Origin of the sequence: Lentzea sp. (genome assembly GCF_035525475.1) — a bacterium.
Lineage (GTDB): Bacteria > Actinomycetota > Actinomycetes > Mycobacteriales > Pseudonocardiaceae > Lentzea.
This window is the reverse complement of sequence record NZ_DATLEC010000084.1, coordinates 59,023-84,810: the sequence shown is the minus strand read 5'-3', so window position 1 is coordinate 84,810 and position 25,788 is coordinate 59,023. Positions and strand designations below refer to the sequence as shown.

The window sequence follows — 25,788 nt, the reverse complement described above, 5'->3', positions numbered from 1 at the left end:
TTCCCGGAAGCTGCTGTCGCCAGGCGTACCCGGCGGCTCAGCGGATACCCCTGTGTCATGGACACCGATGAACTGCGGCGGTTCGTGCTCGACCGGCTGGACGAGGACGAGAAGCGCTTGGCCCAGGAGAAGCTGCCGTTGCTGGACGAGGCGGAGAGCCGCGGCAGGCTCCGCGTCGCGCGCTCCGACGACGGCACGGGCCTGCTCCTGCTGCCCGGCCCGGTCCAGGCGCCGGCGGACCTGGTGCCGTTCCCCGAGAAGGTCGGCCTGCTGCGCGAAGAGGTGGAGCGGACCGACGACGGCGCGACGTTGCGACTGCTCGCCGGCGCCTTCGAGACCCACCACGACTGGCAGGAGGAGTGGCGATGACGAAGCCGGAGCCCGACCGCGTGACCGCCGAGAGTGAGCTGGAGGACGCCGACATCGGCAGCGAGCACACCCGGCCCACCTACGCGGACGAGAACCCCGGTGGGCCGCACCGGGGACCTGACGAGTCGGAACCCCACGACGAGGGAGGGATGGACCAGCCGTAGGTCAGGCGCGAGCCGCGACCACCGCGCGACGGCCGGGCAGGTACCCGCGCGCCGCCGTCAGCAGCATGCGCGCCTCCATGAGCTCCCCGTACTCGAGGTGCTCGTCGGCGGCCGCGACGTGGGCCAGCGCCTGCTGCGGAGCGTCCGGGGACTCCATCATCGCCTGCGCCAGGCACTTGCGCGCCTGCTCTGCCTGGATCGCGAGATCCGTGCCGGCGGTGACGCGGATGAGCGCCAGGGCGTCGCGGATGGCACGGTCGAGAGAGGTGTGGTTCACGGGGATCGCCGCCTCGGGACAGTCGGGGTCGTGGAAGCGCCGACTGCTTGACGCCGGTCCCGGCTACCCCTGCCTCCGACCGGCCAAACACGCGAATGAAGAATTTTCGGATCGAACCGCGGGGGCGGGCCGCACACAGGCCCGCCCCCGTCCCGGTCACGCCGTCCAGACCGGCTCGCCGGTCACCACCTCGGCGATCGCCGACAGCGGGATGACCGTCCACTCCGGACGGAACCGGTTCTCGTGCCGCACCTCCAGCACCGCCCGGTCCAGCTCCACGGCGGTCAGCAGCACGTCGTCGCGCCGCAGGTCCGCCGACACCTCGGAGTACCCGTCGCAGAACGCGGTGCGGTTGCGCCCGAGCCACCGCGCCGCGAGGGGCAGCAACGCGTCGACGTCGTCCGCACCCACCAGCAGCTGCGCCGCCGCGTAGTGCAACGACCGCAGGACCGTGGCCACGTCGTACGCGGCCGGACGCGGCCGGGAACGCTCGACGGCGTCGCCGTGCGGCACTCCCTCGAAGTCGACGAGCACCCACGCGCGCGGTGAGCGCAGCACCTGTCCGAGGTGCAGGTCGCCGTGCACCCGTTGCAGGCGGATCGGCCCCGCGGTCTCCAGCACCGCGTCGAACCGGGCGCGCAGCCCGGCCTCGAACTCCTCCAGCCGCGGGACCTCGGCCAGTGCCGCGTCCAGCCGGCTGTGCATGGCCGAGACGAACTCCGCCTCGTCGTCCGGACCGGCCACCTGGTCGCCGAGCGTCGTGCGCAGGTCGGCGTGCACCCGTGCGACCGCCCGCCCCAGCCGGTGCGCCTCGGCCGCGAAGTCGCCGCCCGCGGCGGCCGGGTCGTCGCCGGGCACCGCGAGGAAGTCGCGGACGCTGGCGGTCGCCATGGGCCAGCCGAGGGCGCCGAGCGGGACGAACTCGTTCAGCACCGCGAGGGTCGTGCGCACGCCGTCCAGGTCCGTCTCCAGGGCTCCCTGCGGACGGGCGATGTGCGGGTCCTCGACCGAGTCGAGGGCGGTGAGCAGCACCAGTTCCGGGTTGTCGCCCGGCGTCAGCTCGCGGAAGAACTTCAGCACGTGCCGCTGCCCGTAGACGATCGAGCGGTTGCGCTGCGGACCGGAGAACGGCCGTCCCACCGGCGCGGCGGTGTAGCGAGGGGCGAGGGCGCCGCGGAACCGCAGGTCCGCCACCTCCGAGGACGCCTCGAAGTGGTCCAGCAGCACGGCGGTCAGCTCCGGGTCGTACACCGCCTCGTACACCGGGCGGTCGCCCGCGGTGCCGATCTGGGCGTGCACCAGGCGCTCCGGCAGCTCGTCCCGCACGCCCAGCAGCAGCTGGTACCGACGCCCGTCGCACGCGAGCACGACGTGCACGAGCACGGGGTCTCCATCGCGCAGGAACGTCACCTGCGAGCACTCCACCGGTCCACGGCCGCGGAACCAGACCTGCGCGTGCAGCCAGCGGTCCAGCTGCTCGGGCGAGGGAAGGACCTCGACGGCCCTGCTCGTCGTCACTTCTTGTCCCCACCTTCGACGTCGGAGGTCAGCTGGAACCAGTAGAAGCCGTGACCGGGCAGGGTCAGCTGGTACGGCAGCTCGCCCACGGCCGGGAACCGCACGCCACCGGTGAGCTCCAGCGGCACGGTGCCGGCGTGCTCGGAGAGGTCCAGCTCGACGGGCTGCGGGAAGCGCGACAGGTTGTTCACGCACAGCACCATGTCGGCGCCGAACCGGCGGCGGTAGGCCAGCACGGTGGGGTTGGACGCGCCGAGCTCGGTGAAGTCGCCGTGCCCGAACGCGCGGTGCTGCTTGCGCACCTCGATCATCCGGCGGGTCCAGTTGAGCAGCGAGTACTGGCTGCGCGTCTGCGCCTCGACGTTCAGGCCCTGGTAGCCGTAGACGGGGTCCATGATCACCGGCAGGTAGATCCGGCCGGGGTCGCAGTCGCTGAAGCCCGCGTTGCGGTCCGGAGTCCACTGCATCGGTGTGCGGACGGCGTCGCGGTCCTGCAACCAGATGTTGTCGCCCATGCCGATCTCGTCGCCGTAGTAGAGGACGGGCGAGCCCGGCAGCGACAACAGCAGCGCGGTGAACAGCTCGTGCTGGTTGCGATCGTTCTCCAGCAGCGGGGCGAGCCGCCGGCGGATGCCGATGTTGGCCTTCATCCGCGGGTCTTTGGCGTACTCGGAGTACATGTAGTCGCGTTCTTCGTCCGTGACCATCTCGAGCGTGAGCTCGTCGTGGTTGCGCAGGAAGATGCCCCACTGGGCGTTCTTGGGGATGGAGGGCGTCTGAGCCAGGATCTCCGAGATCGGGAACCGCGACTCGCGCCGCACGGCCATGAAGATCCGCGGCATCAGCGGGAAGTGGAACGCCATGTGGCACTCGTCGCCGTCACCGAAGTACTCGACGACGTCCGACGGCCACTGGTTGGCCTCGGCGAGCAGCACCCGGCCGGGGTACTCGTCGTCGACGACCTTGCGGCACTTGCGGAGGAAGTCGTGGGTCTCCGGCAGGTTCTCGCAGTGGGTGCCCTCGCGCTCGAACAGGTAGGGCACGGCGTCGAGGCGGAACCCGTCGATGCCGATGTCGAGCCAGAAGCGCAGGACGTCGAGCATCGCCTCCTGCACGGCGGGGTTGTCGTAGTTGAGGTCGGGCTGGTGGCTGAAGAAGCGGTGCCAGAAGAACTGACCGCGCACCGGGTCGTAGGTCCAGTTCGACGTCTCGGTGTCGACGAAGATGATCCGCGCCTCGTCGTACGCCGAGTCGTCGTCGCTCCAGACGTAGAAGCCGCCATAGGGACCGGTGGGATCCTCCCGCGACCGCTGGAACCACGGGTGGGCGTCGGAGGTGTGGTTGAGCACCAGGTCCGTGATCACCCGGATTCCGCGCCGGTGCGCCTCCTCCAGCAGGTGCACGAAGTCCTCGACGGTGCCGAACTCCGGCAGGACGGCGCGGAAGTCGCTGATGTCGTACCCGCCGTCGCGCAACGGCGAGGCGTAGAACGGCGGCAGCCAGAGGCAGTCGACGCCCAGCCACTGCAGGTAGTCCAGCTTGGACGCGAGTCCGCGGAGGTCACCGGTGCCGTCACCGTTCGAGTCGCTGAACGCCCGGACGAGGACTTCGTAGAAGACAGCGCCCTTGAACCAGTTCTCCTCGTGCTCCATGGCACCTCTCGCTCGCACGTCGTGGAATTGCGGCAGCGTGAGGCACAGGCGGCGAGAAGATCAAGTCGTTCACCTGACCGTGTGAACACCTCCGAAGGGCTCGTACCGTTCGAGCACCGAGGCGATCCGCTGCACCGGGATCACGTACCTGTCGCGGGTGAGTTCGTCCTGCACGACGCAGTGGAGCTTCTTCCCCACGCTGCGCAGCATCATCACGATCCCCCTGCGCCTCTCCTGGGCGTCGAGGCTGAACTCCACGAAGTCGCCTTGCCTCGCATCAGAGCCGTAGTCGCGCAGGATCACGGACGCACCTCCAAGTTCACGGCTGCCACCAGTACCTTCGAGGAGGTACCACTCGAGAATGTCCACAATCGACATTCACCGGGTCAGGTGACGCCGCTCAGCCGCCCTCCGCCCTGCGCCCGCGGAACGCGATCATGTTCATCCGGTTGCCGCACCGCACACTGCAGAACCGCTTGAGACCGTTGCGGGACAGGTCGAGCAGCAGCCCGGCGCAGTCGTCGGCGGCGCACACCCGCAGGCGGCCCATCTCGTCCGTCCGGATGACGTCGATGAGCGCGAGCGCGGCCTCCACACGCACCCGTTCGGCGAGCGGCGCGTCGGGTTCGGTGGCGTGGATGTGCCAGTCCTGCGTGTCGTGCCGCACGAGGTACGGAAGCGCCTTGGCGTCGCGCAGCATCTTGTTCACGACTTCGACGGCGTCATCGCGTTCGAGGGTCCACACGTGCCTGAGCAGCGCACGCGCGCGTTGGACGTCGCGCAGTTCCGCTTCGTCGTTGTCGACGCGACCCGTGTAGTTGTAGCGGCTCAGCAGGTCCTGGAGCCCGTCGACCTCGTCCAGCTCGTCCTCGCCGCTGCGGGACGCGGACGCGTCGGTGTTGCACAACGCGACCACGAAGGCGAGGGCCTCCTCCGTGTCAGGGGCAAAACGCAATTTGACTCCTTACCGAGACCGGCTTAGCGTCAGGGGTGTTACTCAGGTTAGACCATGACACCGCACGGAACCGGGAGGCGCGCACCCATGGGTACACCGTCGAAGACCACCGGCCTGATCGCGGCAGTGGTCTCGTTCATCTCGTTCGGCACCTCCGGCGCGTTCGTCAAACCACTGCTGGAGGCGGGCTGGTCCCCGACGGCCGCCGTCACCGCCCGCGCGCTCACGGCCGGGCTCGTGCTGCTCCCGTTCGTCCTGATCTCGCTGCGCGGCCGCTGGTCACTGCTCTGGCGGGCCAGGTGGCCGGTGCTGGGCATGGGACTGGTCGGAGTGGCGGTCACCCAGGTCCTCTACTTCGCCGCGATCCAGCGCATCCCGGTGGCGACGGCGCTGCTCATCGAGTTCCTCGCGCCGCTGCTGCTGGTCGGGTTCACCTGGGCGGTCAGCAGGCGCACGCCCGCACCGGTCGTCCTGATCGGCTCGGTGCTCGCGGTCGGCGGCCTGGTGCTGGTGATCGGTCCCGGCGCGATCCAGGCCGTGGACCCGATCGGCCTGGCCGCGGCGTTCGGCGCCGCCATCGGGTGCGCCGTGTACTTCGCGATCGCCGCACGCCCCAACAACGGCCTCCCGCCGGTCGCGCTCGCCGGAGCGGGACTGCTGCTGGCCGCGCCCGTGCTCGCGCTCATCGGCGCGCTCGGCCTGCTGCCGTTCACGGCCACGTTCGCCGACCTGACCCTGTTCGACACCCGCACGGCCTGGTGGGTGCCGCTGCTCGTGGTGGCGGTCATCGGCACGGCGCTGGCCTACGCGTCCGGCATCACCGCCTCCGGGATCCTCGGCTCGCGGCTGGCGTCGTTCATCGGCCTGCTCGAGGTCGTGTCGGCCTCCCTGTTCGCCTGGCTGCTGCTGGGCGAGGAGCTCAGCCCGCTGCAGCTGTTCGGCGGCGTGCTGATCCTAGCCGGCATCGCGTCGGTCCGGGCGGAACGGGAGAAGGCCGAACCCGCCGTCCCGGCCGCGGTGGGCTAGTCGCAGCGGAATGCGGGCCGTGCCAACCGGCACGGCCCGCACGTCGTTAGCGGCGGCGCAGTGCGGGCTGCGCCAGCTGGGGCGGCACGTACTCCACGTCCACCGGCCCCAGATCCGTCCCCGGCGGGACGATCTCGTCGATCCGGTCCAGCACGTCGTCGCCGAGCACGGTGTCCGCTCCCGCGAGCAGGTCGTCGAGCTGGCGGGGCGTGCGCGGGCCGATGATCGCCGAGCTGACGGCAGGATGGGCGGTGACGAACCCCAGCGCGAGGTGCGGCAACGACAACCCGGCCTCGTCGGCCAGGGCGGCGAGGGCTTCGACGGCGTCGAGCTTGCGTTCGTCGGTCATGTGCCGCGGAGCCCAGTGCAGGCGGCCGGCTGACGGTTTCTCCGCGCTGCCGCGGCGGAGGCGGCCGGACAGCAGTCCCATCGACAGCGGGCTCCACACCAGGACGCCGAGCCCGAAGCGCCGGCAGACCGGCAGGATCTCGCGTTCCACTCCCCTGTTCAGGATCGAGTAGTGGGGTTGTTCGCTGCGGAACCGGGCCAGGCCCCGCCGTTCGGAGACCCACTGCGCCTCCACGATGTCCGACGGTGGCAGGTTCGAGTGGCCGATCGCCCGCACCTTGCCCGAGCGCAGCAGGTCGGTCAGCGCGCTCAGCGTCTCCTCGACGTCGGTGCCGGGCTCGGGGTGGTGGACCTGGTAGAGGTCGATGTGGTCCACGCCGAGACGGCGCAGCGAGCCCTCGACGGCGTCGAGGACCCAGCGGCGGGAGCTGCCGCGCCGGTTCGGGTCCTGGCCCATCGGGCCGTTGAACTTGGTGGCGAGGACGACGTCGTCGCGGCGGCCGCGCAGGGCCTGTCCGACGATGCGTTCGGTCTCGCCCTCGCCGCCGTAGACGTCGGCGGTGTCGATCGTGGTGATCCCGCGGTCGAGTGCGCTGTGGACGATGCGCACGCACTCGTCGCGGTCGGGGTTGCCGTACGGCCCGAACATCATCGTGCCCAGCGTGAAGGTGCTGACCTGGATGCCGGTGCGGCCGAGGGGGCGGGTGTGCATGGGGTTCCTCCCGAAGGCGGGGTGCGAGCGCACCCCGCCTCACTCGGCTCAGGCGTGGGCGGCCGCGACCTGGACGACCCAGGTGACGCCGAACCGGTCGGTCAGCATCCCGAAGCCGGCCGAGAACTGCGACGGGCCGAACTCCTCGACCACCGTCGCGCCGTCGGCGAGGCCCTTCCAGACCGGGGTGATCTCGTCGGCGCTCTCGCCGCTCACGGACAGGAAGAAGGGCTCCTCGGTGATCGTGGTGCCGTTCTCGCGGCGGGTGGTGGGCTCGCCGGTCGCGAGGGGCCGGTCCGCGCCGGGCACGTCGTAGGCCATGACGCGGAAGCCGTTCTCGGCGACGACCTCGCCGAACACGACGTTCCCCGCGCCGGGTACCTCCGCCGGCATCCCGAAGTCGCCGTAGGTGACGACGTTCAGCTGACCACCGAAGACCGAGCGGTAGAACTCGAGGGCGTCCCTGGCCTGGCCGCGGAAGTTCAGGTGGGCGACAGCGTTGAGCGGCATTGTTCGTTCCTTCGTTCTCGATGCCGGGCGTTTCCGGCGATGAGAGCGACTTTGTCAGCAGTAGCGGACAGGGAACGTCCTCTTCTCGTGCCACCCTGGGACCATGCCGATCTCCCCGTCGACGACCACCTCGGGCCGCCTGCTGTCGTTGCTGTCGCTGCTGCAGGTCCGCCGCGACTGGCCGGGCCTGCTGCTGGCCCGGCGGCTCGGCGTCAGCGAGCGGACGGTGCGCCGCGACGTCGACCGGTTGCGCGAGCTCGGCTACCTCGTCCAGGCGGTCAAGGGCCCCGACGGCGGCTACCGGCTCGAGGCGGGCAGCCAGGTGCCTCCCCTGCTGTTCGACGAGGAGCAGGCCGTCGCGCTCGCCGTGGCGCTGAGGATCGCCGTCGGTACCGGCGCGGGCATCGAGGAGGCCGCCGCACGGGCGCTGGCCACCGTGCGGCAGGTCATGCCCTCACGGCTGCGGCAGCGCATCGACGCGCTGGAGATCGAACCAGCCGGTCGAGGTCCCCAGGTGGACACCGACCTGCTGCTCGCACTGAGCACCGCCGTCCGCGCCTGCGAGGAACTGCGGTTCGACTACCGCCCACCGGGCCGCCCAGATCCAGGAGGCCCGGACCCCGGAGGGCCGCCGCGCCGGGTGCAGCCGCACCACCTCGTGGTCAGGGCCGGCCGCTGGTACCTGGTCGGGTGGAGCACGGAACGCGAGGACTGGCGCACCTACCGCGCCGATCGGATGACATTGCGCGTTCCCAACGGGCCGCGGTTCACACCGCGTGAGGTGCCCGGCGGCGATGTCGCGGCGTTCCTGTCCGCCCGGTTCAAGGGCTCGGACACCACCGCCTGGCCGTGCCGGGGCGAGGTGGTCCTCGAACTTCCCCTCGAGGACGTGGCACCCTTCACCGGTGACGACACCGCCGAGGCGGTGGGACCTTCCCGGACCCGGCTGCTGACCGGTTCGTGGTCGTGGGCCGCGCTCGCCGCGAAGCTGGCCCGGTTCGACGCCGAAATCGAGGTGGTGGGACCGGCGGAGCTGCGGAACGCGTTCGCCGGCCTGTCCGCCCTTGCCGCCCGTGCCGCACGACGGTGAGGCCCGGGACAACACGACCGGGACGATCTCCCGGAGATCACCGGCATGGGAGTACCCGCGCAGAATTTCCTGACACCCCAATGCATATCCGTCGCGAACGTGGGTACTGCCTGGCAGACGTTCCCGCTCCGAGGAGGATGCAGTGGCCACCCGCAAGCCAGGCAAGGTCGTGAAGGCAGCCGTCGAGAAAGCGGTGGACAAGGTCACCGAGATGGTGAACCCGCCGATTCCCGGCGTTCCGAACAGCGAGCCGCCTGCGCTGGAGGAACCCACAGAGCCGCGGGGCCCGCTGCCTCCCAAGCCGGACCAGGACGCACCCGAGACGGTGACCCCGACGGGAGCGCCGACCGGTGCCCCGAAGATCGCGAAGGGGCAGCAGGGCGAGTTCCTCACGACCTCGGTCGGCGCCCGGATCCGCGACACCGACCACTCGCTGAAGGCCGGCGAGCGCGGGCCGACGCTGCTGCAGGACCACCACCTGCGCGAGAAGGTCATGCACTTCGACCACGAGCGCATCCCGGAGCGAGTCGTGCACGCCCGTGGCTACGGTGCGCACGGCACGTTCGTGGGCTATGGCACGGCTTCGAACATCTGCATGGCCGCCTTCCTCGGTGACGGCGTCGAGACCCCGGTGTTCGTGCGGTTCTCGACCGTCCTGGGCTCGCGGGGTTCGGCGGACACCGTGCGCGACACCCGCGGTTTCGCGACGAAGTTCTACACCCAGGAGGGCAACTTCGACCTCGTGGGCAACAACATCCCGGTCTTCTTCATCCAGGACGGGATCAAGTTCCCCGACATCATCCACGCGGGCAAGCCGCACCCGGACCGGGAGATCCCGCAGGCGCAGAGCGCGCACGACACGTTCTGGGACTTCGTCTCGATCCACACCGAGGCCACCCACCACGTCATGTGGAACATGTCCGACCGCGGCATCCCCCGCTCCTACCGGACGATGGAGGGCTTCGGCGTCCACACGTTCCGCCTCGTCAACGCGGAGGGTGAGACCGCTCTCGCGAAGTTCCACTGGAAGCCGAAGCTCGGCGTGCACTCCCTGGTGTGGGAGGAGGCGCAGATGATCAACGGCATCGACCCCGACTTCCACCGCCGCGACCTCGCCGACGCCATCGAGTCCGGCGCGCACCCGCAGTGGGAGCTCGGTCTGCAGATCTTCCCGGACACCCCGCGGCAGACGTTCGAGGGCATCGACCTGCTCGACCCGACGAAGATCGTGCCGGAGGAGCTCGCGCCGGTGCAGCCGGTCGGCCTGCTCACGCTCAACCGCAACACGACGAACTTCTTCGCGGAGACGGAACAGGTCGCGTTCCACCTCGGGAACCTGGTGCCGGGCATCGACGTCACCGACGACCCGCTGTTCCAGTCCCGGCTGTTCTCCTACCTCGACACCCAGCTGACGAGGCTCGCCGGCCCGAACTTCAACCAGATTCCGATCAACCGCCCGCACGTCCCGGTCAACGACATGTTCCGCGACGGCTTCCACCAGCACGCCGTGCACGCGGGTGTGGCCCCCTACAAGCCGAACACCCTCGACGGCGGCAACCCGTTCGAGGCGACCGCCGAGAACCGGCCCCTGATCGAGGTGCCGCAGCCGTTGCCGCCCAGGGCCACGAAGGTCAGGGAGGCACCGGCGTCGTACGACGACCACTTCTCGCAGCCGCGGCTGTTCTGGCTGAGCCTGTCGCCGGTCGAGAAGGAACACCTCGTGCGCGCGTTCACCTTCGAGCTCGGCAAGTGCTACGAGCAGGCCATCAAGGAACGCCAGCTGCGGGTGCTCGCCAACGTCGACCCGACGCTGTGCGCCGAGGTCGCCACGGGCCTCGGCCTCCCGGCACCGGCCGCGACCGTGCGGCCGAAGAAGGTCGCGCCGAGCCCGGCGCTGTCGCAGATCGGGCAGACCTGGCCCACCGACGGCCGCCTGATCGGCATCGTGGTCGACCCGGCCGACCTCGACGGCGTGCGCACGGTCCGCGAGACGATCCTGGCGGGCGGCATGGTGCCGTTGCTGATCGCCCCGACGGGCGGTCCCATCGGCGACAGCGGCCTGGTGGCCCAGCGGACGTTCCTCACGGCGCGATCGGTCGAGTTCGACGCCCTGCTGCTCGCGGGCAGCCCGCTTCCCGGCCCGGACGCCGTGCCGGCGAGGGACGCGAAGGCGGGCGCACCGGGCGGAGCCGTCGACCCGCGGGTCGTCCTGATGATCCAGGAGTGCTTCCGCCACGCGAAGGCCATCGGCGCGTGGGGTGCCGGACAGGTCGCCCTGGAGGCCGCCGGCTGCGCCGGTCTGGGTGTCGTGACCGGTGACGACGCGACGAAGGTGTTCACGGAGCTGATGACGTTGCTGGGCGCCCACCGCGTGTGGGACCGCTTCCCCGCGACCCTCTCCTGAGGGGCCCGGTCGTGACCGAAGCGCTCACCGAGGAAGAGCTCACCTTCCTGCAGTCGATGTTCGACCTGGCCCGCACCGGCGACACGGAGCGGCTGGCCGAGGCGATCGACGCGGGGATCCCGGTGAACCTCACCAACGGTTCCGGCGACTCCCTGCTCATCCTCGCCGCGTACCACGTCCACCCGGACACCGTCGCGGCGTTGCTGGAACGGGGAGCCGACACCGGCAGGGTCAACGACCGGGGACAGACGGCGCTCGGAGCGGCGGTCTTCCGCCGCTCCGAGCGGACCGTCACCCTGTTGCTGGAGGCGGGCGCCGATCCCGCGCTGGGCCCGAAGTCCGCGCTCGACGTGGCCCGCTTCTTCGACCTGCCGGACATGCTGGCGCTGCTGACCGCCCACAAGGAGAGGTCCGCAGCGGAGCTGACCTAGAAGTGGTCCTTCTCGGTCAGCTCGTGCTCGATGGAGTCCGCTCGCCCGACCAGCAGGGTGAGCGGACGCTCGAACTCCTCCCGCACGCTCATGTCGACCAGCGGCACCACGTGCTTGAGCAACGCGACACCGTCCACAACGGCCGCGCCACCGACATCGCCCGCACCGGTCAGCTCGAGAAAACGACGCAAATCGATGTCGTCGGCCCGTCCAACGGCTGAGGAGATCTCGACCCACGCCGCGCCGTCGAGATCAGGCAGGTGGTGCACCGAGACCTGCTGGGTCCGCTCCCCCGCCGTGTCGAGCCGGAAGCGCAGCCAGCTGTCGGTCTCCTCGAGCACCTCGTACCGCAGCCGGACATAGTTGATCACTTCGGTCCACGACGCCACGCCGGTCCTGCCTCTCACGCCACTCTCGTCCGCCGATCACCACCGTAGTAGGCGCCACCGGCTGGTGCGGCGGATTGGGGCACGTGTCCCCGCGAAGTCAGTCGCTGTGCCGAATAGCAACCAACGCGACGTCGTCGGTAGCCGGCTGGTCACCGACCATGGTGGCCATGATCCGGATGCAGGCCGCCTCGGGCTCCATCGGGCTGACGGTCCGCCGCAACATCTCCAGCCCGTCGTCCAGATCCTGCCCCCGCCGCTCCACCAGCCCGTCGGTGTAGAGCGCGATCAACGTCCCCGGCGGCACGTCCACACCGATGCTGCGCCGCCCGGTGGTCCCCAGGTCGAACCCGATGGGCGGCCCGATCGGAGCGGACACGAACCGGGCCTCCTCCCCCGGCACGGCGAGCACGGGCAGCAGGTGCCCGGCCACGGCAAGGCTCATCCGGTGGGTAGCGGTGTCGATGATCGCGTAGGCGACAGTCGCCATGGTGTTGGTCTCGAAGTAACTGGCCTTGCGATCGAGCTTCCCGAGCACCTGCGCCGGATCGAGGTACTCCAGCGCGTAAGCCCGCAACGCACTCCGCAACCGCCCCATGACAACAGCGGCCCGCAACCCATTACCGACAACGTCCCCGATCACCACACCGATGCGATCACCAGGCAACTCGAAAACGTCGTACCAGTCCCCACCGACACCGCTCTCGGCACCGGGAACGTACCGGGCAGCCAGCTCCCACCCGTCCGTGCTGGGCAACCGCGACGGCAGCAAACTCTCCTGCAACATCGTGGCGGCAGCCCGCTCAGACCGAGTCCGATCCACGTAGACGGCGACCGCAAGACGATCAGCGACGAGCTGAAGCGCATCGACCTCCTCGTCGGTGAACCTCCGAGAAGCGGTGGTGCCGACGTGCAGAACCCCGGTCAACTCCCCCTGGGCGATCATCGGCACACCGAGCAGGGCATGAAGCCCGTGCTCCCACAACAGGGGGTTGACCACAGTGGAGGGATCGACCCGCTCGATCTGCACGGGTTCGCGCAGCTGAGCCACCCGCCCGGCAAATCCCTTGCCGACGGGCACGCGAACCCCTTGGAAGACCTCTTCCTCCAAGCCGGAGGTAGCCCGGGCCACCAGCTGCACGCCACTGCGATCGACCAACAGCACAGTGACGGTGTCCGCGGCGAACAACTCGCGAGACCGCTCCAGCAGCACTTCCAGGAGCTTGTCGAGGTCGAGCTGCTTGAGCGTCCCGTCGGTGACGGCGTCGAGAACGTGCTGACGAATCGACGAACTCCTGTTCTCGGCCATCCCACCTCCGTAGCATCGAGCGTGCGCACGACACTACTTCGCGCGCCAAGTATTTTCACTTCACCACCCCTGGCCCGCGAAGCCGAGCCGCACGCACGCTTTCTCACAGCAGCCTGGTGGGGTGGTCCCCACGCGATCAGCGACCACAACGCAACAGCAAGCCGCCCAAGACACCAGGCGTGCCATCGACCCACCAACGGCGCTGGCCGGTCCTTGATCAGCTGACGGGCTCCGGGGCCCCGCACAGCAAAAAAAATCAGGGCATGCTCAACCGAACCAACCACCCATCATGATCCGTGTACCTCATCCCATACCGAGAACTACCGACAAAACCAACATCCGAAGAGAAAACAACATGCTGAACATCCCCATCCCCCTTGCGAACATGCCCAGGAGGAACACACTTCTGAACGTTCTCCGGATCCGAGGTGTCGTACTCGAGATTGAAATCCCCACCGACAACGGTCCGCCCAGAAACCCCTTCAGCAGCCAAAACGGCAGGAACGACCTCGAACATCAAAGCCCGGCACTGAGCCAGCGCAACAACCTCACCACTGGCCGACAAATGCGTGGCACAGCCCACATGATCCCCAATCGCGTGAGCACAGACATAAGTCCGCTGCTCGTTCCCGCCATCCTGACTCGCGTACTTCCCACGCCAGACGCGAACCCCCTGGTAGCGACCAGCAGGAACCCGCCCGACGACAGCGTTCCCGTACTCCTGCCCGTTGACACAGGTGACAGCACCCCCGGTATCCCGCCGGACAGCAGCGTTGAACGCGGAGTAGACCTGATCCCCAGGCCAAGCCGAATTCATGGCAGATACCAACGAAGCCACATCGCCGGCACAAATCTCGTTCGAGGTGACCAGATCAGGCCGCACAGACCGAATCAGGTCGGCACCCTCACCAACCGCCCGGCCCTGCGAATAACACCCAGCGATCCCACTGTTGCACAGGTTCAGCTGAAGCTCCCAGAACCGCCCACCAGCAGCCGAAACAGGTGAGGTGATCCCCAACACCACCGCCATCACCAAACCCGAGCAAAACCAAGCTTTCCGCCGCTTCATCCACCCCTCCGCTCAACCCGGGCAAGACACGCAAGCAGTACCGCAGAAGGAGCGGCAACACCCTAGCCCTGCGGCTCGTCGTGCAACGGAGCAACAGTGGCGCCAGGCATGCGAACCAACGGCAAAGGAACGGAGCTGTCGGCCATGGCTTCCAAATGGCGCACCATGATCCCCTCACGCAACGCCCACGGGCAGACCTGCAACCGCTCAACACCAAGCGCGCTCATGGCAACGTGCGCAACGACACCCCCAGCCAAGATCTGCCGAGCCCTGGGCTGCGACACACCGCGCGGCCGAGGGCGTTGCGCCGCGGACATCTTCGCCGGCCGGGGAATCCACCGGCGGACGTCCTCGATGGTGAGGCTCCGGGCACGAACGGACCCTCGCGCTGAGGCGGTGCCCCCGCGAACCGGGCCGGCTGCTTGACCGTCTTGGAGGTGGCCACGGACCAGCCGTACCAGCGGTGCGCGGCCAGGTACGTCAGGCGCGCCTCGTGCTCGCCAGGGAGGAACTGCGGGCGCAGGCCGACCCCGACCTGGATGCGGCCGACGATCTCCTCGCGGTTGATGGCGTCGCGCACGGCCGACGTGGCGAACGGGCAGAGCTGGTCGACACCGTGCCGGGAGGCGGCGGGCACCGCACTCGCCACGGCCTTCACCACCCGGTCGATCCCGGCCTGGCTGACCGAGCCGTCCGGCTCGATCTCCTCACCGAGCAGCATCGGCTCCTTCGGGCAGTGTGCGGGCAACGGCGGCGCGCCGGGGCGGACGTCCACGACCTGCAACTGCGCCGAGTCGGACCCGATGTCCGGCACACCAAGACGCATGCGAAGCGCATACCCGCGTCTCGGGCACCTAACCTCCTGGTACGCCCGATCCAGGATCGCCCGAATGCGCCGTCGCCGTTCCGGGTAACCGCACCGCATGGCCGACGACAGGGCCGACCTGGCCGCTCACCTGACCGACATCGCCCGCCGGCTGCAGCAGCAGCGCGGCGAGCAGGAGACCATGGACGCGATCGTGCGCTCCGCGGTCGGAACGATCCCTGGCGCCGAGCACGCGGGCATCATGACGGTCACCGGCCGGAAGAGGACACGGACGGTCGCGACGACCGGCGACCTGCCCTGCGACGTCGACCAGGCGCAGTTCGACACAGGTGAGGGCCCGTGCCTCACGGCCCTGTACCAGGAGAAGATCGTCTCGGTGCCCGACGTCGTCGAGGACGCCCGCTGGCGGCGGTTCGGGCGGAAGGTGGCGGACCTCAAGGTCGGGAGCATGTTGTCGTTCCAGCTCTTCGTGGAGAACGAGGACCTGGGCGCGCTCAACCTGTACTCGCCGCAGACCGGCGCGTTCGACGAGGAGTCCCAGCACGTCGGCAGCCTGTTCGCGGGCCACGCGGCGGTCGCGCTGGCCGCCGCCCACGAACGCGGGCAGCTCGCCGCGGCCGTCGAGACCCGCGACCTGATCGGCCAGGCCAAGGGCATCCTGATGGAACGCCACCAGATCGACGCCGACCAGGCGTTCGCGGTTCTCGTCCGCACCAGCCAGCACGTGAACCTCAAGCTGCGGGACATCGCCCAACAGCTGACCACCACGCGAAAACTGCCCACCCGGGACAGCTGACCGGCGGGCGGAGTTGCGATTGCCCTTCGACAGGCTAAAGTTCACGGTGAGCAGTTGAGCCTGCAGCTGCGTCCGTTTCCCGGCAGGAAGCCGGGAGGGACGAGGAGGCACTGGCATGCTGAACAACTTCGCCCTGCCGCTGCACGTGCAACGCGAGGTGCACGGGCTCTCGATCGTCGTGCGCGCCGCCGGTGAGATAGACCAGAACACCGTGGGCGCACTGACGCTCGAGCTGCGCACCGCCATCGCGATGGCGACCCCGCCGTTCCCCGTCGTCGCCGACCTGAGCGGAGTCACGTTCTTCGGGTCGGTCGGTCTCAACGAGCTGCTGCGCCACCAGCGGCGCGCGTCCGCCGCGGGGGTCCCGCTGCGGATCGCGGCCTCCCAGCGTGCGGTGGTGTGGCCGATCACGGCGTCCGGGCTGGACCAGGTCCTGGAGCTGTACCCGGACGTGGATCAGGCGCTGGACGTCGCCAGGCCCGCGCGGACGGCCGGCTGACGCTCCAGTCCGGTGTGGACGTTCCGAAGTGGACACTCCGCCGCCGGGAGGTTTGCCCTTGACCTGTTCGGGTACCAGACCGTCGACCGTGAAATGGAAGGCGGACAGTGGATCCAGGCTCCCTGCTCTACACCGGCGCGGGCTTGGCGACCCTGGCCGCCGCGCTCCTGCCGCGACTGCTCGACCGCGTCCCGGTCTCGATGCCGATGGTCTTCCTCGGTGCGGGCGCCCTCACGTTCTCGGTGATCCCCCAGCTTCCCGATCCGGACCCCGACCGGCACGGCACGATCCTGCTGTACCTGACCGAGATCTGCGTGATCATCTCGTTGATGGGCGCCGGCCTGGCGCTCAACCGCGTGGTCGGCCTGCGCCGCTGGGCCACCACCTGGCGCCTGCTCGCGATCACGATGCCGTTGTCCATGCTGGCCGTCGGCCTGCTCGGCTGGGGCGTGCTCGGTCTCGGCGTCGCGGCGTCGGTGCTGCTGGCGGCCGCGCTCGCCCCCACGGACCCGGTGCTGGCCAGTGAGGTGCAGGTCGCCGAACCCACCGAGCACCCGGACACCGACGAGGACGAGGCGCGGTTCGCGCTCACCTCCGAGGCCGGGCTCAACGACGGCCTCGCGTTCCCGTTCACCTACGCCGCCATCGCGATCAGTCTCGCCGGGGCGGCGCCGTCGGGGTGGCTGCCGCACTGGCTCGGCGTGGACGTGCTGTGGCGGCTCGGCTGCGGACTGGCGATCGGCGTGGGCGTGGGCTGGTTGCTGGGCAAGTTGTTCTTCTCGGCGCCGTCGGAGAAGTTCCGGCTGGCCGAGCACGCGGAGGGGTTCGTGGCGCTCGCCGCGACGTTCCTCGCGTACGGCGTCACCGAGCTGGCCGAGGGCTACGGGTTCGTCGCGGTGTTCGTGTGCGCCTGCACGATCAGGGCCGCCGAACGGCACCACGGCTACCACCAGGTGCTGCACCGCTACGTCGAGCAGGCCGAGCGCATGCTCACCGTCGTGATCGTCTTCCTCCTCGGCGGCGCCGCGGTGTCGGGTCTGCTGGCGGGCCTGCGCTGGTCGGAGATCGGCGTCGCCGCGGCGGTCCTGCTGCTGGTCCGGCCCGCCGCGGGGTGGATCGGGCTGCTGCGCGGCAAGACCGGACCGCGGGAACGCACCGTCATCGCGTTCTTCGGCGTCCGGGGTGTCGGGTCGCTGTTCTACATCACCTACGCCCTGCAGAAGGGCGACTTCGCCGACCACGGCACGATCTGGCGGATCGTGGGCCTGGTCGTGATCGGCTCCGTTCTCATCCACGGCCTGTCCGCGTCGCCCGTCATGTGGTTCCTCGACCGCAAGCGGCGGCAGAAGGGCGGCGAGGACAACGCCGCCAAGACGCCCGTCTGACGCTCAGACGGCGTCGACGAGAGCGTTGCGGCTGTCGTAGCGCCAGAACGACCGCACGGACACCGCCGCGACGAGGACGACGGCGGCGCAGAGCAACGCGGCACCGGACCACGCGAGGGTGAACGTGGTGGTCGCCGCCATGATCCCGGCCCGCAGGTCGCCCAGGCGCGGACCGCCGTTGACGACCACGGTGAAGACGCCCTGCAGCCGTCCGCGCAGCCGGTCCGGCACGGCGCTCTGCAGGATCGACTGCCGGAAGACAGCGCTGACCAGGTCCGCCGCTCCCGCGACGACCAGCAGTGCCACCACCACCCACAGCTCGTGCGCGAACCCGGCGGCCGCGATGGCGGCGGACCAGACCACGACGGCGAGCGTCAGCGCGACGCCCTGCCTGCGGACGCGCCCGATCCAGCCGCCCAGCACCCCCGCCACGATCGACCCGATGGCGATCGCCGAGTAGAGCGGCCCCACACCGCCGTCGAACCGGGTGGCGGCGGCCTGCGGGAACAACGCCTCCGGCGTCGCCAGCACCATCGCGGCGATGTCGACGGCGAACGACATCAGCAGCACCGGGTTGCCGCCGAGGAACCGCAGCCCCTCGACGACCGACCGCAGTCCCGGACGGCCCACCGACTCTCGAACTCCGAACGACGGCAGCCGCGCCGCGGCGTACAGGGCGGCGGTGAACAGGACCGCGTCGGCGGCGTAGGCGTAGCTGAACCCACCGGGAAGCCCGACGAGGACACCGGCGACCAGCGGGCCGAGCACCTGCCCGAGGGTGCCGATCGTGTAGTTGAGGGAGGTCGCGGCGGGGACCAGCTCCGCCGGTACGAGCAGCGGGATGATCGCGCCGCGCACCGACGACGAGACCGCGAAGCTGCCGGCCTGCACGGCCACCAGGCCGAGGATCAGTACCGGCGAACGCACGTCGGCGAGGCTCTGCGCGAGCAGCCCGAGCGTCGCCGCCCATGACACCGAGGACGACGCCAGGTACAGCTTGCGCCGGTCGGCCGCGTCCGCGACCGCTCCCCCGTACAGCCCGAACACGATCACCGGCAGCAGCCCGACCAGCCCGCTGAGCCCGACGACGAGCGACGAGCGGGTCAGGTCGTAGAGCTGCACCGGCACGGCGACCGCCGTGATCATCAGGCCGACCATCGCGGTGCCCTGCCCGGCGAACGTCCGGCGGAACGCCGGGATCGCGAGCGGCCGGGTGTCGGCGAAGAACCGTCTCATGCCACCACGGTGATCGACACCGACGCGGAAGACTTCCGATAAACTGTCGATCTGTGTCGGAAAGCCGCCATCACCACGCGCCCGGCGAGGTGATCGCCCGCCATCGGCACGACGGCGAGCACCAGCTCCTCTACGTCAGCAGCGGCGTCTTCGCGGTCAGCACCGAGCACGGCACGTGGGTCGCGGGAGCCCAGCGGGCGATCTGGACACCCGCCCAGACCTGGCACGAGCACCGCGTCCACGGCCACGTGCAGGTGCACCTGCTCCGGTTCCCGCCGGAGGAGGCGCTGTTCCCCGGCGACCGCCCGACCGTGATCGCCGTGTCCTCCCTGCTGCGCGAGCTGCTGATGGCCTGCACCGAACCCGGCCTGCCGCCCGCCGAGGCGCGCCGGCTGCGCGCGGTGGTCCGCGACCGCGTCCGGCGTGCGGACCTCGCCGCGCTGACCCTGCCGACCGCCCGCGACCCACGACTGGCGCACGCGTGCGGGCTCGTCACGGACGACCTGGCCACGCCGCGCACGATCAGGTGGCTGGCTCGGCAGGTGGGAATGAGCGACCGGCAGCTGGCCCGGCTGTTCCGCGCGGAGTTCGGCAGCACCTACCCGCAGTGGCGCACAGCGGTGCGGGTGTTCCACGCGATGCTCCAGCTGAGCGCGGGAGCGACGGTGACCGGGACCGCGCACCGCTGCGGGTGGGCGACGGCGAGCGCGTTCGTCGACGCGTTCGCCAGGACCACGGGCCAGACGCCCGGCGCGTACCGGGCGGGCGAACGGACCGGTCCGCGTCAGGACTGACGGGCTGGACCGCCCAACGCCCCCACCACGGTCCTGATTACCAGCTCGGCCCGCGATCCTCCGGCCGCGGCGAGGTCCGGGGCGTCCGGCGGCAGCAGCGTCACCTCGTGCACCACGGCCAGGTAGACGTGACGGCACCACTCGGCCCCCGTCGCGGTGATGTCCCCCGCCGAGCGCAGCCGCGCGAAGACCTGCTCCAGCCCGTCCTGGACCTCGGGGCTCAGCCCGGAGCGGCAGTCGTCCCTGCCGCCCGCCAGCTCCATCGCGAACCGGTGGCTGACCTTGAGCTCGAACAGGATCTCCGTGAGCCGCAGGAAGCCTGCGAGCGGCGGCGCGCTGTCCATTCGCGACTGGTCGAGCGCGCTGAGGTAGCGCTGGTCGAGCTGCTCGGTCAGGGCGTCGAGCAGTGCCTGGCGGGACGCGAAACGGCGGTGCACCGTGGCACGGGTCAGCCCGGCGGCCTCGCCGATGCGTTCCAGTGACGCCGACGGGTCGACGGCCAGCACCTCCGCGGCGGCGGCCAGGATCCGCGCGGTGTTCTGCTCCGCGTCCGCCCGCAGTCGTCGCGTTCCCGTGTCCACCATAACCAAACGATACATCACTGTTGCACTTGTTGCGCTATCTGCGACAGCTGTGTATCACTTAAAAGGCAACCACCCCCAGAGAGGAACCACGTCATGGACCTGCAGCTCGAAGGCAAGCGCGTGCTCGTCACCGGGGCGAGCAAGGGGATCGGGCTCGCCGTCGTGCGGGCCTTCCTCGCCGAGGGGGCGACGGTCGTCGCGACCGCGCGCCGGAGCACTCCCGAGCTCGCCGCCACGGACGCCGTGTTCGTCCCGGCCGACCTGTCCACCCCGGACGGTCCGGCGACGCTCGTCGAGACCGTGCTCGCTCAGAACCCGCAGCTCGACGTGCTGGTCAACAACGCCGGCGGCGGCGACCGCCCGGAAGGGATGTTCGAGGACCCGTTCAGCGGCGACGACGACACCTGGGCGACGGTGTTCGCCCTGAACCTCAACGCGGCCGTGCGCACCACCCGCGCCGCGTTGCCCGCGCTCACGAAGGCGCGGGGCTCGGTGGTGAACATCAGCTCCAGCAGCGCCCGCGACCCGCACACCGCGCCACTGCCGTACGCGGCCGCCAAGGCAGCCCTCAACGCGTTCACCCGCGGCCTCGCCGAGGCGACGGGCCGGTCGGGCGTCCGGATCAACGCGGTCACCCCCGGCGCGACCCGCACCGACCTCCTGGCGGGGCCGGACGGGCTCGCCGCGGGCATCGCGGAGCACATGGGCGTGGACCACGCTACGTTCCTGGCGGGGCTGCCCGAGCAGTTCGGCATGCTGACCGGCGACCTGATCGACCCGAGCGAGATCGCCCGCGCGGTCGTGCTCCTGTCGTCCCCGGCCATGCCGAGCGCGATCGGGTCCAACTGGACCGTGCACGCCGGTCAGATGAAGACCGCCTGACCGTTCCATCTACCTTTATGGAAAGCTATCCATAAAGGTAGATGGAGGACGTGTGACGACTGACCTGGTAGGCGGAGTGGTCGCGTGGTGGGCCCGCCACGCGCCCGACCTCCCGACGGAGACGATCGAGTTCACCAAGCGCGTCGCGCGGATGCACGCGCTGACCGACCGCGTCACGGTCGCCGTCCTGACGCGCTCCGGTCTGAGCCGCGCCGAGTACGACGTCCTCGGAACGCTCCTGACGTCGGACGGCACCCGCCTGAAGCCGTCGGAGCTGTCGTCCCGGCTGCTGCTCACGACCGGCGGGCTGAGCAACGTGCTGCGGTCGCTGGAACGCCGTGGCCTGACCGTGCGGAGCGCGGACGCCGCGGACGGGCGCAGCAGGCGCGTCGCGTTGACCGCGCAGGGGAAGGAGACGGCCGAGCGGGTGGTCCGCGAGGTCGTCGCCGCCCAGCACGACCTGGTGGGCGGGGCCGACCTCGGACCAGCCGTGGCAGCGCTCGCCGCCGTGCTCGGCACGCTCGACTCCCCGGCGGGGGTGTGACATGTCCCGTTTCACGATCACCGACGTCCACCCGTTCACCGGAACCACCTTCGGTCCGCTCACCTCCGTCGGCGTCGAGAACGGCGTGATCACCGACGACGTCGGCGGAGAGGTCGTCGACGGGCGGGGCGGTTACCTGCTGCCCGGCCTGATCGACACGCACGTGCACATCGGTCACGCCGACGAGCTCGCGGCGGGCCTGCGCTGGGGCGTCACGACGATGCTCGACATGGGCACGACCCGCTGGGACGACCTCCGCGCACTGCGCGAGAACGAGTCCGACTCCCGTTCCGACGTCCGCGGGGTGTCCTACCCGGCGTGCGCGGTGCGGGGCCGGGCCGTGCGCAAGATGGGCTTCCCCGCGTCGACGGCGGTGCGCGGTCCCTCCGACGCCGCGCGGTGGGTAGCCGAGCGGCTGCGGCAGGACCCCGACCACCTCAAGATCGTGCTGGAGGACAGGCTGCCGTTCCAGCCGAAGCCGCTCAGCCCGGACACCGTCGCCGCGATCGTCGCCGAAGCACACCGCGCCACGAAGCTGGTGGTCGTCCACGCCGCCTCGCCGCAGGCCTACACGATCGCGCTCGACGCGGGCGCCGACGTGATCACCCACGCGCCCATCGGCGCCACGCTGTCCGCCGGTCTGGCAGGCCGCGTCGCCTCCTCGGGCACGGCCGTGTCCCCCACGATGGTGATGATGCGGACGATCCTCGAAACCCTGCCGCTCAAGCCGAAGCGGCTGGACTTCGGCCACACCCTCGCCTCGACCGCGGCGCTGCACGAGGCAGGCGCGACGATCGTCCTCGGCACGGACGCGAACGCCGGCAAGCCCTCCCCCGCCGCCGTCGCCCACGGCAGCGCCGTGCACGAGGAGCTCGCCCTGCTGGTCGAGGCCGGGCTCGGTCCCGCCGACGCGCTCGCCGCGGCGACGTCCCGTGCCGCGGCGGTGTTCGGGCTCGACGACCGCGGGGTCATCGCCGCGGGCAAACGCGCCGACCTGCTGCTCGTCGCACGGGACCCCGTGCGGGACATCACCGCCACCCGCGACGTCGTCCGCGTGTGGAAACGCGGTGTCGCCGCACCGAGGTGACCCGGATCAACCGGCGATGTCCGGGTATCCGCACGAATGCGCTTGATGCAGGCGAGCAGACTCCCCGTCCGCGAAGTCGTCACGCAGCTCCGGGACAGGGCGGTCAACTACGACGAGGACGAGATCCGGGCGTCCACATGGCACTTCGACCACCACAGGTTCGTGCTGGGCACCGACCGGCCGGGACGCCCGGAGGAGGACTCGGTGTGGTGGCACGCGTACAAGGAGGTGGCCGCGTACGCGTTCACGCCGGGCAGCCTGCTGCGCGCCCACTACCTGCGTGAGGATCCTCTCGTCGGCAGGAACCTGCTGCTGGTGGGCAGGTTCGCCCTGGTGAGGTTCGCGATGGGCGTGCGGATCACCGAGGCCGGGTTCGACGAGGACGGCGTGCGCTACTCGTGGGGCTGGAGCTACGAGACGCTGCAGGGGCACCTGGAACGCGGCCGGGTCGGCTACCGCGTCGTCAAGCACCTCGAGACCGGCCTGGTCACCCTGGAGGTCGACAGCTACAACCAGGTCAACCCGCGCGCCCACGCCGTCATCCGGCTGGGCTGGTCGGTCTTCGGCAGGCGCGCCCAGCGCAGGTTCTACACGGCCGTGGGCGAGAACCTGCGCCGCCTGGCCCAGCGGCCCCTGGTCACCGGCACGAGCGGCGAGGAGCTCGTCGAGGTGCCCCGTGACGTCGCCGGGCAGAAGGAACCGTTCTGGGCCATAGCGGTTCTCGACGGGGCGAACGACCCGGACCGTCACGCATACAGCTCCCGCACACGGGTACACGCCCCAGAACGGCAGTCTTTCTCGGAAAGAGGCTGATGGTGAAGGTTGTGATCACCGGGGCGTCGGGCAACGTCGGTACCGGTCTGATACGAGCTCTGGCCGCTGACAGCCCGGACCACGAGGTCGTCGGGGTCTGCCGCCGCCCACCGGACGCGGTGCCGCCCTACGACTCGGTGACGTGGCAGGCGTGCGACCTGGCGGCGGACGACGCGCCGGAGGTCCTGGAGGAGGTCATGCGCGGCGCCGACGCCGTGGTGCACCTCGCGTGGATGTTCCAGCCCGTCCGCGACCGCACGCGCCTGCAGCGCACGAACTTCAAGGGCACCGCGGCGGTTCTGAGGGCAGCGCGTCGCGCCGGTGTCCCCCGCGTCGTGCACTGCTCGTCGCTCTCGGCCTACGGCCCCGCGCCGACGGCGACCGTGCGCGAGGACGCGGCGACCACGGGCATCCCCGGTTCCCTCTACGGTGAGGGCAAGGCCGAGGCCGAGGCCGAACTGGCCCGGTTCGTCGCGGAGAATCCGGACATCGCGGTGGCGATCGTCCGCCCGACCCTGGTGGCGCAGGCGGGAGCGTCGGCGAGCTACCTGGCCCTGTTCCTCGACCCGGTGGTGCCGCGGCAAATTTTCGGGCTGATGCGCCGCGGCCGCCTTCCCGTGCTGCCGCTGCCTTCCCCGCTGAGGGTGCAGTTCGTGCACGCCGACGACGTCGGTGACGCGATCGTGCGGATCCTGCACAGGCGGGCGCGCGGGCCGTTCAACATCGCCGCGGACACGCTCGAGCTGGAGGACCTGGCCGCCGTGGCAGGCGCACGAGCCGTGCCCGTCCCGGCGCGGGTGGTGAAGGCGGTGGTCACCGTGCTGTGGAAGCTGCGGGCGCTGCACATGTCGCCCGGCTGGTTCGACGTCGGCACCACGTCACCGCTCATCGACACGAGCCGTGCCCGCGACGAGCTCGGGTGGGTGCCGCGCAAGACCAGCGCGGACTGCGCGCGCGAACAGATCGCGGGCATCGCCGACGCGACCGCGCTCCCCAGCCCCGCGCTGCGCCGCGACAGGTTCAGGACCGAGCCCCGCGGTGTGCGTCCCGCGCACCAGAAAGTCCGGGATGCGGCTTCATCCCGGTGAGACCGAGGCCGGCGGCTGGCGGGTCGAGGAACTGTCCACTGTGGTGGAAGAGCTGCGCCGGGCGGCACCTGGCGTCAGCGGCCGCCCGCTGATCGTCGCGATAGACGGCCGCGGTGGCGCGGGGAAGTCCGTTCTGGCCCGGCGCCTGCGCGCGATCGTTCCGTCGTCCGAGGTGGTGCACACCGACGACATCGCCTGGAACCAGGCGTACTTCGACTGGGCCGGCCTGATGGCCGAGCACGTCCTGCGGCCCCTCCACCGCGGCGGGGAGGTCGCGTTCCGGCCGCCGGCCTGGGTCGCGCACGACCGTCCGGGCGCGGTCCAGGTGCCTGCCGGACTGGAGGTGGTGTGGGTCGAGGGCACCGGGATCGTCCGCGAGGCGCTTCTGAGGTGGATCGACGCCTCGATCTGGGTGCAGGGCGACCTGGACGAGCAGGAACGGCGGCTGGTGGCGCGCGACGGCGACTCCGCCGCCCAGCGGGAGCACGTCGCCGCGTGGCTGACCGAGGAGCTCCCGCACATGCTGCGGGAACAGCCGTGGCACAAGGCCACGGTCACCATCGCCGGCACGACCGGCCTGCGCCACGACCCGGACACCGAGGTCGTGGTCGCCGCGGGTCACCGGCCGGAGCGGGCCTGAACCTTGCGGTAGCTCCACGCCAGCAGCCCGAGCAGGACCAGACCGGACAGCACCAGGCTCGTACCGGTGCTCCACCCGGCCAGCGGCAACCACTTCACGAGACCCCACACCACGCCCGCCGCGATCAACGCCAGGCCCGCCGCCGCGGACAGGGCGATGCGCAGGGGTGAGGACACGCTCTGCTCCGCCGCCTTCATGGCGCGGTCGCGGACCGGGTCGACGTAGCGCTCCAGCTTCGGGAACTCCGAGGCGAGGACGATCAGCCCGGCGAGCACCAGCAACAGCCCGGGACCGGGCAGGACCAGCAGCGCGATGCCGACGACGAGCAGCACCGCCCCGAGCACGATCGCACCCAGCCGCTTCACCGCAGTCCTCTTTCCATTTTCACCATATA

At 70.5% G+C, this 25,788-nt stretch carries 30 protein-coding genes; 16 read left to right on the top strand and 14 right to left on the bottom strand.

Annotated elements, in window-relative coordinates:
* Positions 1-57 precede the first annotated feature (57 nt).
* Together VM306_RS15400 and VM306_RS15395 are read left to right on the top strand one after the other, a co-directional pair.
* Positions 58-369 (top strand): hypothetical protein, encoded by a 312-nt coding sequence (locus VM306_RS15400; RefSeq protein WP_325515617.1) that lies wholly within the window; start codon positions 58-60, stop codon positions 367-369.
* A complete protein-coding gene (locus tag VM306_RS15395; RefSeq protein ID WP_325515615.1) occupies positions 366-533 on the top strand; it encodes a hypothetical protein in 168 nt (55 codons plus the stop codon). Before VM306_RS15400 ends, VM306_RS15395 begins: the two co-directional genes overlap by 4 nt.
* Position 534: 1 nt before the next feature.
* Here the strand turns inward: VM306_RS15395 and VM306_RS15390 are convergent, their stop codons facing one another.
* From VM306_RS15390 to VM306_RS15370, 5 genes are all read right to left on the bottom strand, one after another.
* On the bottom strand, positions 535-810 hold the full coding sequence (locus VM306_RS15390; protein ID WP_325515613.1) for a hypothetical protein: 276 nt from the start codon (positions 808-810) through the stop codon (positions 535-537).
* Between the two features lie 156 nt (positions 811-966).
* Positions 967-2,328 carry a maltokinase N-terminal cap-like domain-containing protein gene (locus VM306_RS15385; RefSeq protein WP_325515611.1) on the bottom strand — a complete coding sequence of 454 codons (1,362 nt, stop codon included), beginning with the start codon at positions 2,326-2,328 and terminating at the stop codon, positions 967-969.
* Complete coding sequence (gene treS, locus VM306_RS15380; protein ID WP_325515609.1) at positions 2,325-3,980, bottom strand: maltose alpha-D-glucosyltransferase; 1,656 nt, start codon at positions 3,978-3,980, stop codon at positions 2,325-2,327. Before treS ends, VM306_RS15385 begins: the two co-directional genes overlap by 4 nt.
* Before the next feature lie 69 nt (positions 3,981-4,049).
* Positions 4,050-4,283: a hypothetical protein gene (locus VM306_RS15375; RefSeq protein WP_325515607.1), complete on the bottom strand. Its 234-nt coding sequence runs from the start codon at positions 4,281-4,283 to the stop codon at positions 4,050-4,052.
* Positions 4,284-4,380: 97 nt separating this feature from the next.
* Positions 4,381-4,935 carry a CGNR zinc finger domain-containing protein gene (locus VM306_RS15370; RefSeq protein WP_325515605.1) on the bottom strand — a complete coding sequence of 185 codons (555 nt, stop codon included), beginning with the start codon at positions 4,933-4,935 and terminating at the stop codon, positions 4,381-4,383.
* An 87-nt stretch (positions 4,936-5,022) separates the two neighbouring features.
* Between VM306_RS15370 and VM306_RS15365 the strand changes: the two genes are divergently transcribed.
* A complete protein-coding gene (locus VM306_RS15365) occupies positions 5,023-5,961 on the top strand; it encodes an EamA family transporter (protein ID WP_325515603.1) in 939 nt (312 codons plus the stop codon).
* Positions 5,962-6,007: 46 nt separating this feature from the next.
* On the opposite strand, the gene VM306_RS15360 is transcribed toward VM306_RS15365, so the two are convergent.
* Positions 6,008-7,021, bottom strand: coding sequence for an aldo/keto reductase (locus VM306_RS15360; protein ID WP_325515601.1), 1,014 nt, complete (start codon positions 7,019-7,021; stop codon positions 6,008-6,010).
* Positions 7,022-7,069: 48 nt separating this feature from the next.
* Entirely contained in the window at positions 7,070-7,531 is a 462-nt protein-coding gene (locus tag VM306_RS15355) for a VOC family protein (RefSeq protein ID WP_325515599.1), read from the bottom strand.
* A 103-nt stretch (positions 7,532-7,634) separates the two neighbouring features.
* Here VM306_RS15355 and VM306_RS15350 point away from each other — a divergent pair, with 103 nt between their 5' ends.
* The 3 genes from VM306_RS15350 (at position 7,635) to VM306_RS15340 (ending at position 11,456) form a co-directional block, all read left to right on the top strand.
* Positions 7,635-8,621, top strand: coding sequence for a helix-turn-helix transcriptional regulator (locus tag VM306_RS15350; protein ID WP_325515597.1), 987 nt, complete (start codon positions 7,635-7,637; stop codon positions 8,619-8,621).
* 142 nt (positions 8,622-8,763) lie between these two features.
* A complete protein-coding gene (locus VM306_RS15345) occupies positions 8,764-11,025 on the top strand; it encodes a catalase (RefSeq protein WP_325515596.1) in 2,262 nt (753 codons plus the stop codon).
* An 11-nt stretch (positions 11,026-11,036) separates the two neighbouring features.
* Positions 11,037-11,456 carry an ankyrin repeat domain-containing protein gene (locus VM306_RS15340; protein ID WP_325515595.1) on the top strand — a complete coding sequence of 140 codons (420 nt, stop codon included), beginning with the start codon at positions 11,037-11,039 and terminating at the stop codon, positions 11,454-11,456.
* Here VM306_RS15340 and VM306_RS15335 read toward each other — a convergent pair.
* The 4 genes from VM306_RS15335 to VM306_RS15320 form a co-directional block, all read right to left on the bottom strand.
* Positions 11,453-11,863, bottom strand: coding sequence for a hypothetical protein (locus VM306_RS15335; RefSeq protein WP_414672387.1), 411 nt, complete (start codon positions 11,861-11,863; stop codon positions 11,453-11,455). The genes VM306_RS15340 and VM306_RS15335 overlap by 4 nt on opposite strands.
* Positions 11,864-11,942: 79 nt before the next feature.
* Positions 11,943-13,151 (bottom strand): GAF domain-containing SpoIIE family protein phosphatase, encoded by a 1,209-nt coding sequence (locus VM306_RS15330; RefSeq protein ID WP_325515593.1) that lies wholly within the window; start codon positions 13,149-13,151, stop codon positions 11,943-11,945.
* 1,131 nt (positions 13,152-14,282) lie between these two features.
* Positions 14,283-14,537, bottom strand: a complete 255-nt coding sequence (locus tag VM306_RS15325) for a hypothetical protein (RefSeq protein WP_325515591.1) — start codon at positions 14,535-14,537, stop codon at positions 14,283-14,285.
* Positions 14,444-15,046 (bottom strand): hypothetical protein, encoded by a 603-nt coding sequence (locus VM306_RS15320; protein WP_325515589.1) that lies wholly within the window; start codon positions 15,044-15,046, stop codon positions 14,444-14,446. Before VM306_RS15320 ends, VM306_RS15325 begins: the two co-directional genes overlap by 94 nt.
* Positions 15,047-15,143: 97 nt before the next feature.
* Between VM306_RS15320 and VM306_RS15315 the strand changes: the two genes are divergently transcribed.
* From VM306_RS15315 to VM306_RS15305, 3 genes are all read left to right on the top strand, one after another.
* Positions 15,144-15,842 carry a GAF and ANTAR domain-containing protein gene (locus tag VM306_RS15315; protein WP_325515587.1) on the top strand — a complete coding sequence of 233 codons (699 nt, stop codon included), beginning with the start codon at positions 15,144-15,146 and terminating at the stop codon, positions 15,840-15,842.
* A 115-nt stretch (positions 15,843-15,957) separates the two neighbouring features.
* Positions 15,958-16,341 (top strand): STAS domain-containing protein, encoded by a 384-nt coding sequence (locus VM306_RS15310; protein ID WP_325515585.1) that lies wholly within the window; start codon positions 15,958-15,960, stop codon positions 16,339-16,341.
* Between the two features lie 107 nt (positions 16,342-16,448).
* Positions 16,449-17,726, top strand: coding sequence for a cation:proton antiporter (locus VM306_RS15305; protein ID WP_325515583.1), 1,278 nt, complete (start codon positions 16,449-16,451; stop codon positions 17,724-17,726).
* A 3-nt stretch (positions 17,727-17,729) separates the two neighbouring features.
* On the opposite strand, the gene VM306_RS15300 is transcribed toward VM306_RS15305, so the two are convergent.
* Positions 17,730-18,962, bottom strand: a complete 1,233-nt coding sequence (locus VM306_RS15300) for an MFS transporter (protein ID WP_325515581.1) — start codon at positions 18,960-18,962, stop codon at positions 17,730-17,732.
* A gap of 53 nt (positions 18,963-19,015) precedes the next feature.
* Between VM306_RS15300 and VM306_RS15295 the strand changes: the two genes are divergently transcribed.
* Positions 19,016-19,756 carry a helix-turn-helix transcriptional regulator gene (locus VM306_RS15295; RefSeq protein ID WP_325515579.1) on the top strand — a complete coding sequence of 247 codons (741 nt, stop codon included), beginning with the start codon at positions 19,016-19,018 and terminating at the stop codon, positions 19,754-19,756.
* Here the strand turns inward: VM306_RS15295 and VM306_RS15290 are convergent.
* On the bottom strand, positions 19,747-20,340 hold the full coding sequence (locus VM306_RS15290; protein WP_325515577.1) for a TetR/AcrR family transcriptional regulator: 594 nt from the start codon (positions 20,338-20,340) through the stop codon (positions 19,747-19,749). The genes VM306_RS15295 and VM306_RS15290 overlap by 10 nt on opposite strands.
* 93 nt (positions 20,341-20,433) lie before the next feature.
* Here VM306_RS15290 and VM306_RS15285 point away from each other — a divergent pair, with 93 nt between their 5' ends.
* Genes VM306_RS15285 through VM306_RS15260 form a run of 6 tightly spaced genes read left to right on the top strand, consistent with a single transcriptional unit; the run spans position 20,434 to position 25,394 of the window.
* Positions 20,434-21,222 (top strand): SDR family NAD(P)-dependent oxidoreductase, encoded by a 789-nt coding sequence (locus tag VM306_RS15285; protein ID WP_325515574.1) that lies wholly within the window; start codon positions 20,434-20,436, stop codon positions 21,220-21,222.
* Positions 21,223-21,274: 52 nt separating this feature from the next.
* Positions 21,275-21,766 (top strand): MarR family winged helix-turn-helix transcriptional regulator, encoded by a 492-nt coding sequence (locus tag VM306_RS15280; RefSeq protein WP_325515572.1) that lies wholly within the window; start codon positions 21,275-21,277, stop codon positions 21,764-21,766.
* A 1-nt stretch (position 21,767) separates the two neighbouring features.
* The gene (locus VM306_RS15275) at positions 21,768-22,853 is read left to right on the top strand and encodes an amidohydrolase family protein (protein WP_325515570.1); all 1,086 of its coding nucleotides are present in this window, start codon (positions 21,768-21,770) and stop codon (positions 22,851-22,853) included.
* Between the two features lie 45 nt (positions 22,854-22,898).
* The gene (locus VM306_RS15270) at positions 22,899-23,666 is read left to right on the top strand and encodes a DUF1990 family protein (RefSeq protein ID WP_325515568.1); all 768 of its coding nucleotides are present in this window, start codon (positions 22,899-22,901) and stop codon (positions 23,664-23,666) included.
* Entirely contained in the window at positions 23,666-24,754 is a 1,089-nt protein-coding gene (locus VM306_RS15265) for an NAD-dependent epimerase/dehydratase family protein (RefSeq protein WP_325515566.1), read from the top strand. Before VM306_RS15270 ends, VM306_RS15265 begins: the two co-directional genes overlap by 1 nt.
* Positions 24,735-25,394 carry a hypothetical protein gene (locus tag VM306_RS15260; RefSeq protein ID WP_325515564.1) on the top strand — a complete coding sequence of 220 codons (660 nt, stop codon included), beginning with the start codon at positions 24,735-24,737 and terminating at the stop codon, positions 25,392-25,394. Before VM306_RS15265 ends, VM306_RS15260 begins: the two co-directional genes overlap by 20 nt.
* On the opposite strand, the gene VM306_RS15255 is transcribed toward VM306_RS15260, so the two are convergent.
* Positions 25,373-25,759, bottom strand: coding sequence for a PGPGW domain-containing protein (locus VM306_RS15255; RefSeq protein WP_325515562.1), 387 nt, complete (start codon positions 25,757-25,759; stop codon positions 25,373-25,375). The two genes, VM306_RS15260 and VM306_RS15255, sit on opposite strands and share 22 nt — an antisense overlap.
* Positions 25,760-25,788: the final 29 nt, after the last annotated feature.

Bases quoted from the DNA above. Each gene is read 5' to 3' on its own strand.
- VM306_RS15360 (WP_325515601.1), bottom strand. From the start codon at position 7,021: ATGCACACCCGCCCCCTCGGCCGCACCGGCATCCAGGTCAGCACCTTC.
- VM306_RS15260 (WP_325515564.1), top strand. From the start codon at position 24,735: ATGCGGCTTCATCCCGGTGAGACCGAGGCCGGCGGCTGGCGGGTCGAG.
- VM306_RS15285 (WP_325515574.1), top strand. From the start codon at position 20,434: ATGGACCTGCAGCTCGAAGGCAAGCGCGTGCTCGTCACCGGGGCGAGC.
- VM306_RS15310 (WP_325515585.1), top strand. From the start codon at position 15,958: ATGCTGAACAACTTCGCCCTGCCGCTGCACGTGCAACGCGAGGTGCAC.
- treS (WP_325515609.1), bottom strand. From the start codon at position 3,980: ATGGAGCACGAGGAGAACTGGTTCAAGGGCGCTGTCTTCTACGAAGTC.
- VM306_RS15290 (WP_325515577.1), bottom strand. From the start codon at position 20,340: ATGGTGGACACGGGAACGCGACGACTGCGGGCGGACGCGGAGCAGAAC.
- VM306_RS15400 (WP_325515617.1), top strand. From the start codon at position 58: ATGGACACCGATGAACTGCGGCGGTTCGTGCTCGACCGGCTGGACGAG.
- VM306_RS15320 (WP_325515589.1), bottom strand. From the start codon at position 15,046: ATGCGTCTTGGTGTGCCGGACATCGGGTCCGACTCGGCGCAGTTGCAG.
- VM306_RS15350 (WP_325515597.1), top strand. From the start codon at position 7,635: ATGCCGATCTCCCCGTCGACGACCACCTCGGGCCGCCTGCTGTCGTTG.
- VM306_RS15315 (WP_325515587.1), top strand. From the start codon at position 15,144: ATGGCCGACGACAGGGCCGACCTGGCCGCTCACCTGACCGACATCGCC.
- VM306_RS15265 (WP_325515566.1), top strand. From the start codon at position 23,666: ATGGTGAAGGTTGTGATCACCGGGGCGTCGGGCAACGTCGGTACCGGT.
- VM306_RS15270 (WP_325515568.1), top strand. From the start codon at position 22,899: ATGCAGGCGAGCAGACTCCCCGTCCGCGAAGTCGTCACGCAGCTCCGG.
- VM306_RS15355 (WP_325515599.1), bottom strand. From the start codon at position 7,531: ATGCCGCTCAACGCTGTCGCCCACCTGAACTTCCGCGGCCAGGCCAGG.
- VM306_RS15330 (WP_325515593.1), bottom strand. From the start codon at position 13,151: ATGGCCGAGAACAGGAGTTCGTCGATTCGTCAGCACGTTCTCGACGCC.
- VM306_RS15325 (WP_325515591.1), bottom strand. From the start codon at position 14,537: ATGTCCGCGGCGCAACGCCCTCGGCCGCGCGGTGTGTCGCAGCCCAGG.
- VM306_RS15365 (WP_325515603.1), top strand. From the start codon at position 5,023: ATGGGTACACCGTCGAAGACCACCGGCCTGATCGCGGCAGTGGTCTCG.
- VM306_RS15395 (WP_325515615.1), top strand. From the start codon at position 366: ATGACGAAGCCGGAGCCCGACCGCGTGACCGCCGAGAGTGAGCTGGAG.
- VM306_RS15275 (WP_325515570.1), top strand. From the start codon at position 21,768: ATGTCCCGTTTCACGATCACCGACGTCCACCCGTTCACCGGAACCACC.
- VM306_RS15300 (WP_325515581.1), bottom strand. From the start codon at position 18,962: ATGAGACGGTTCTTCGCCGACACCCGGCCGCTCGCGATCCCGGCGTTC.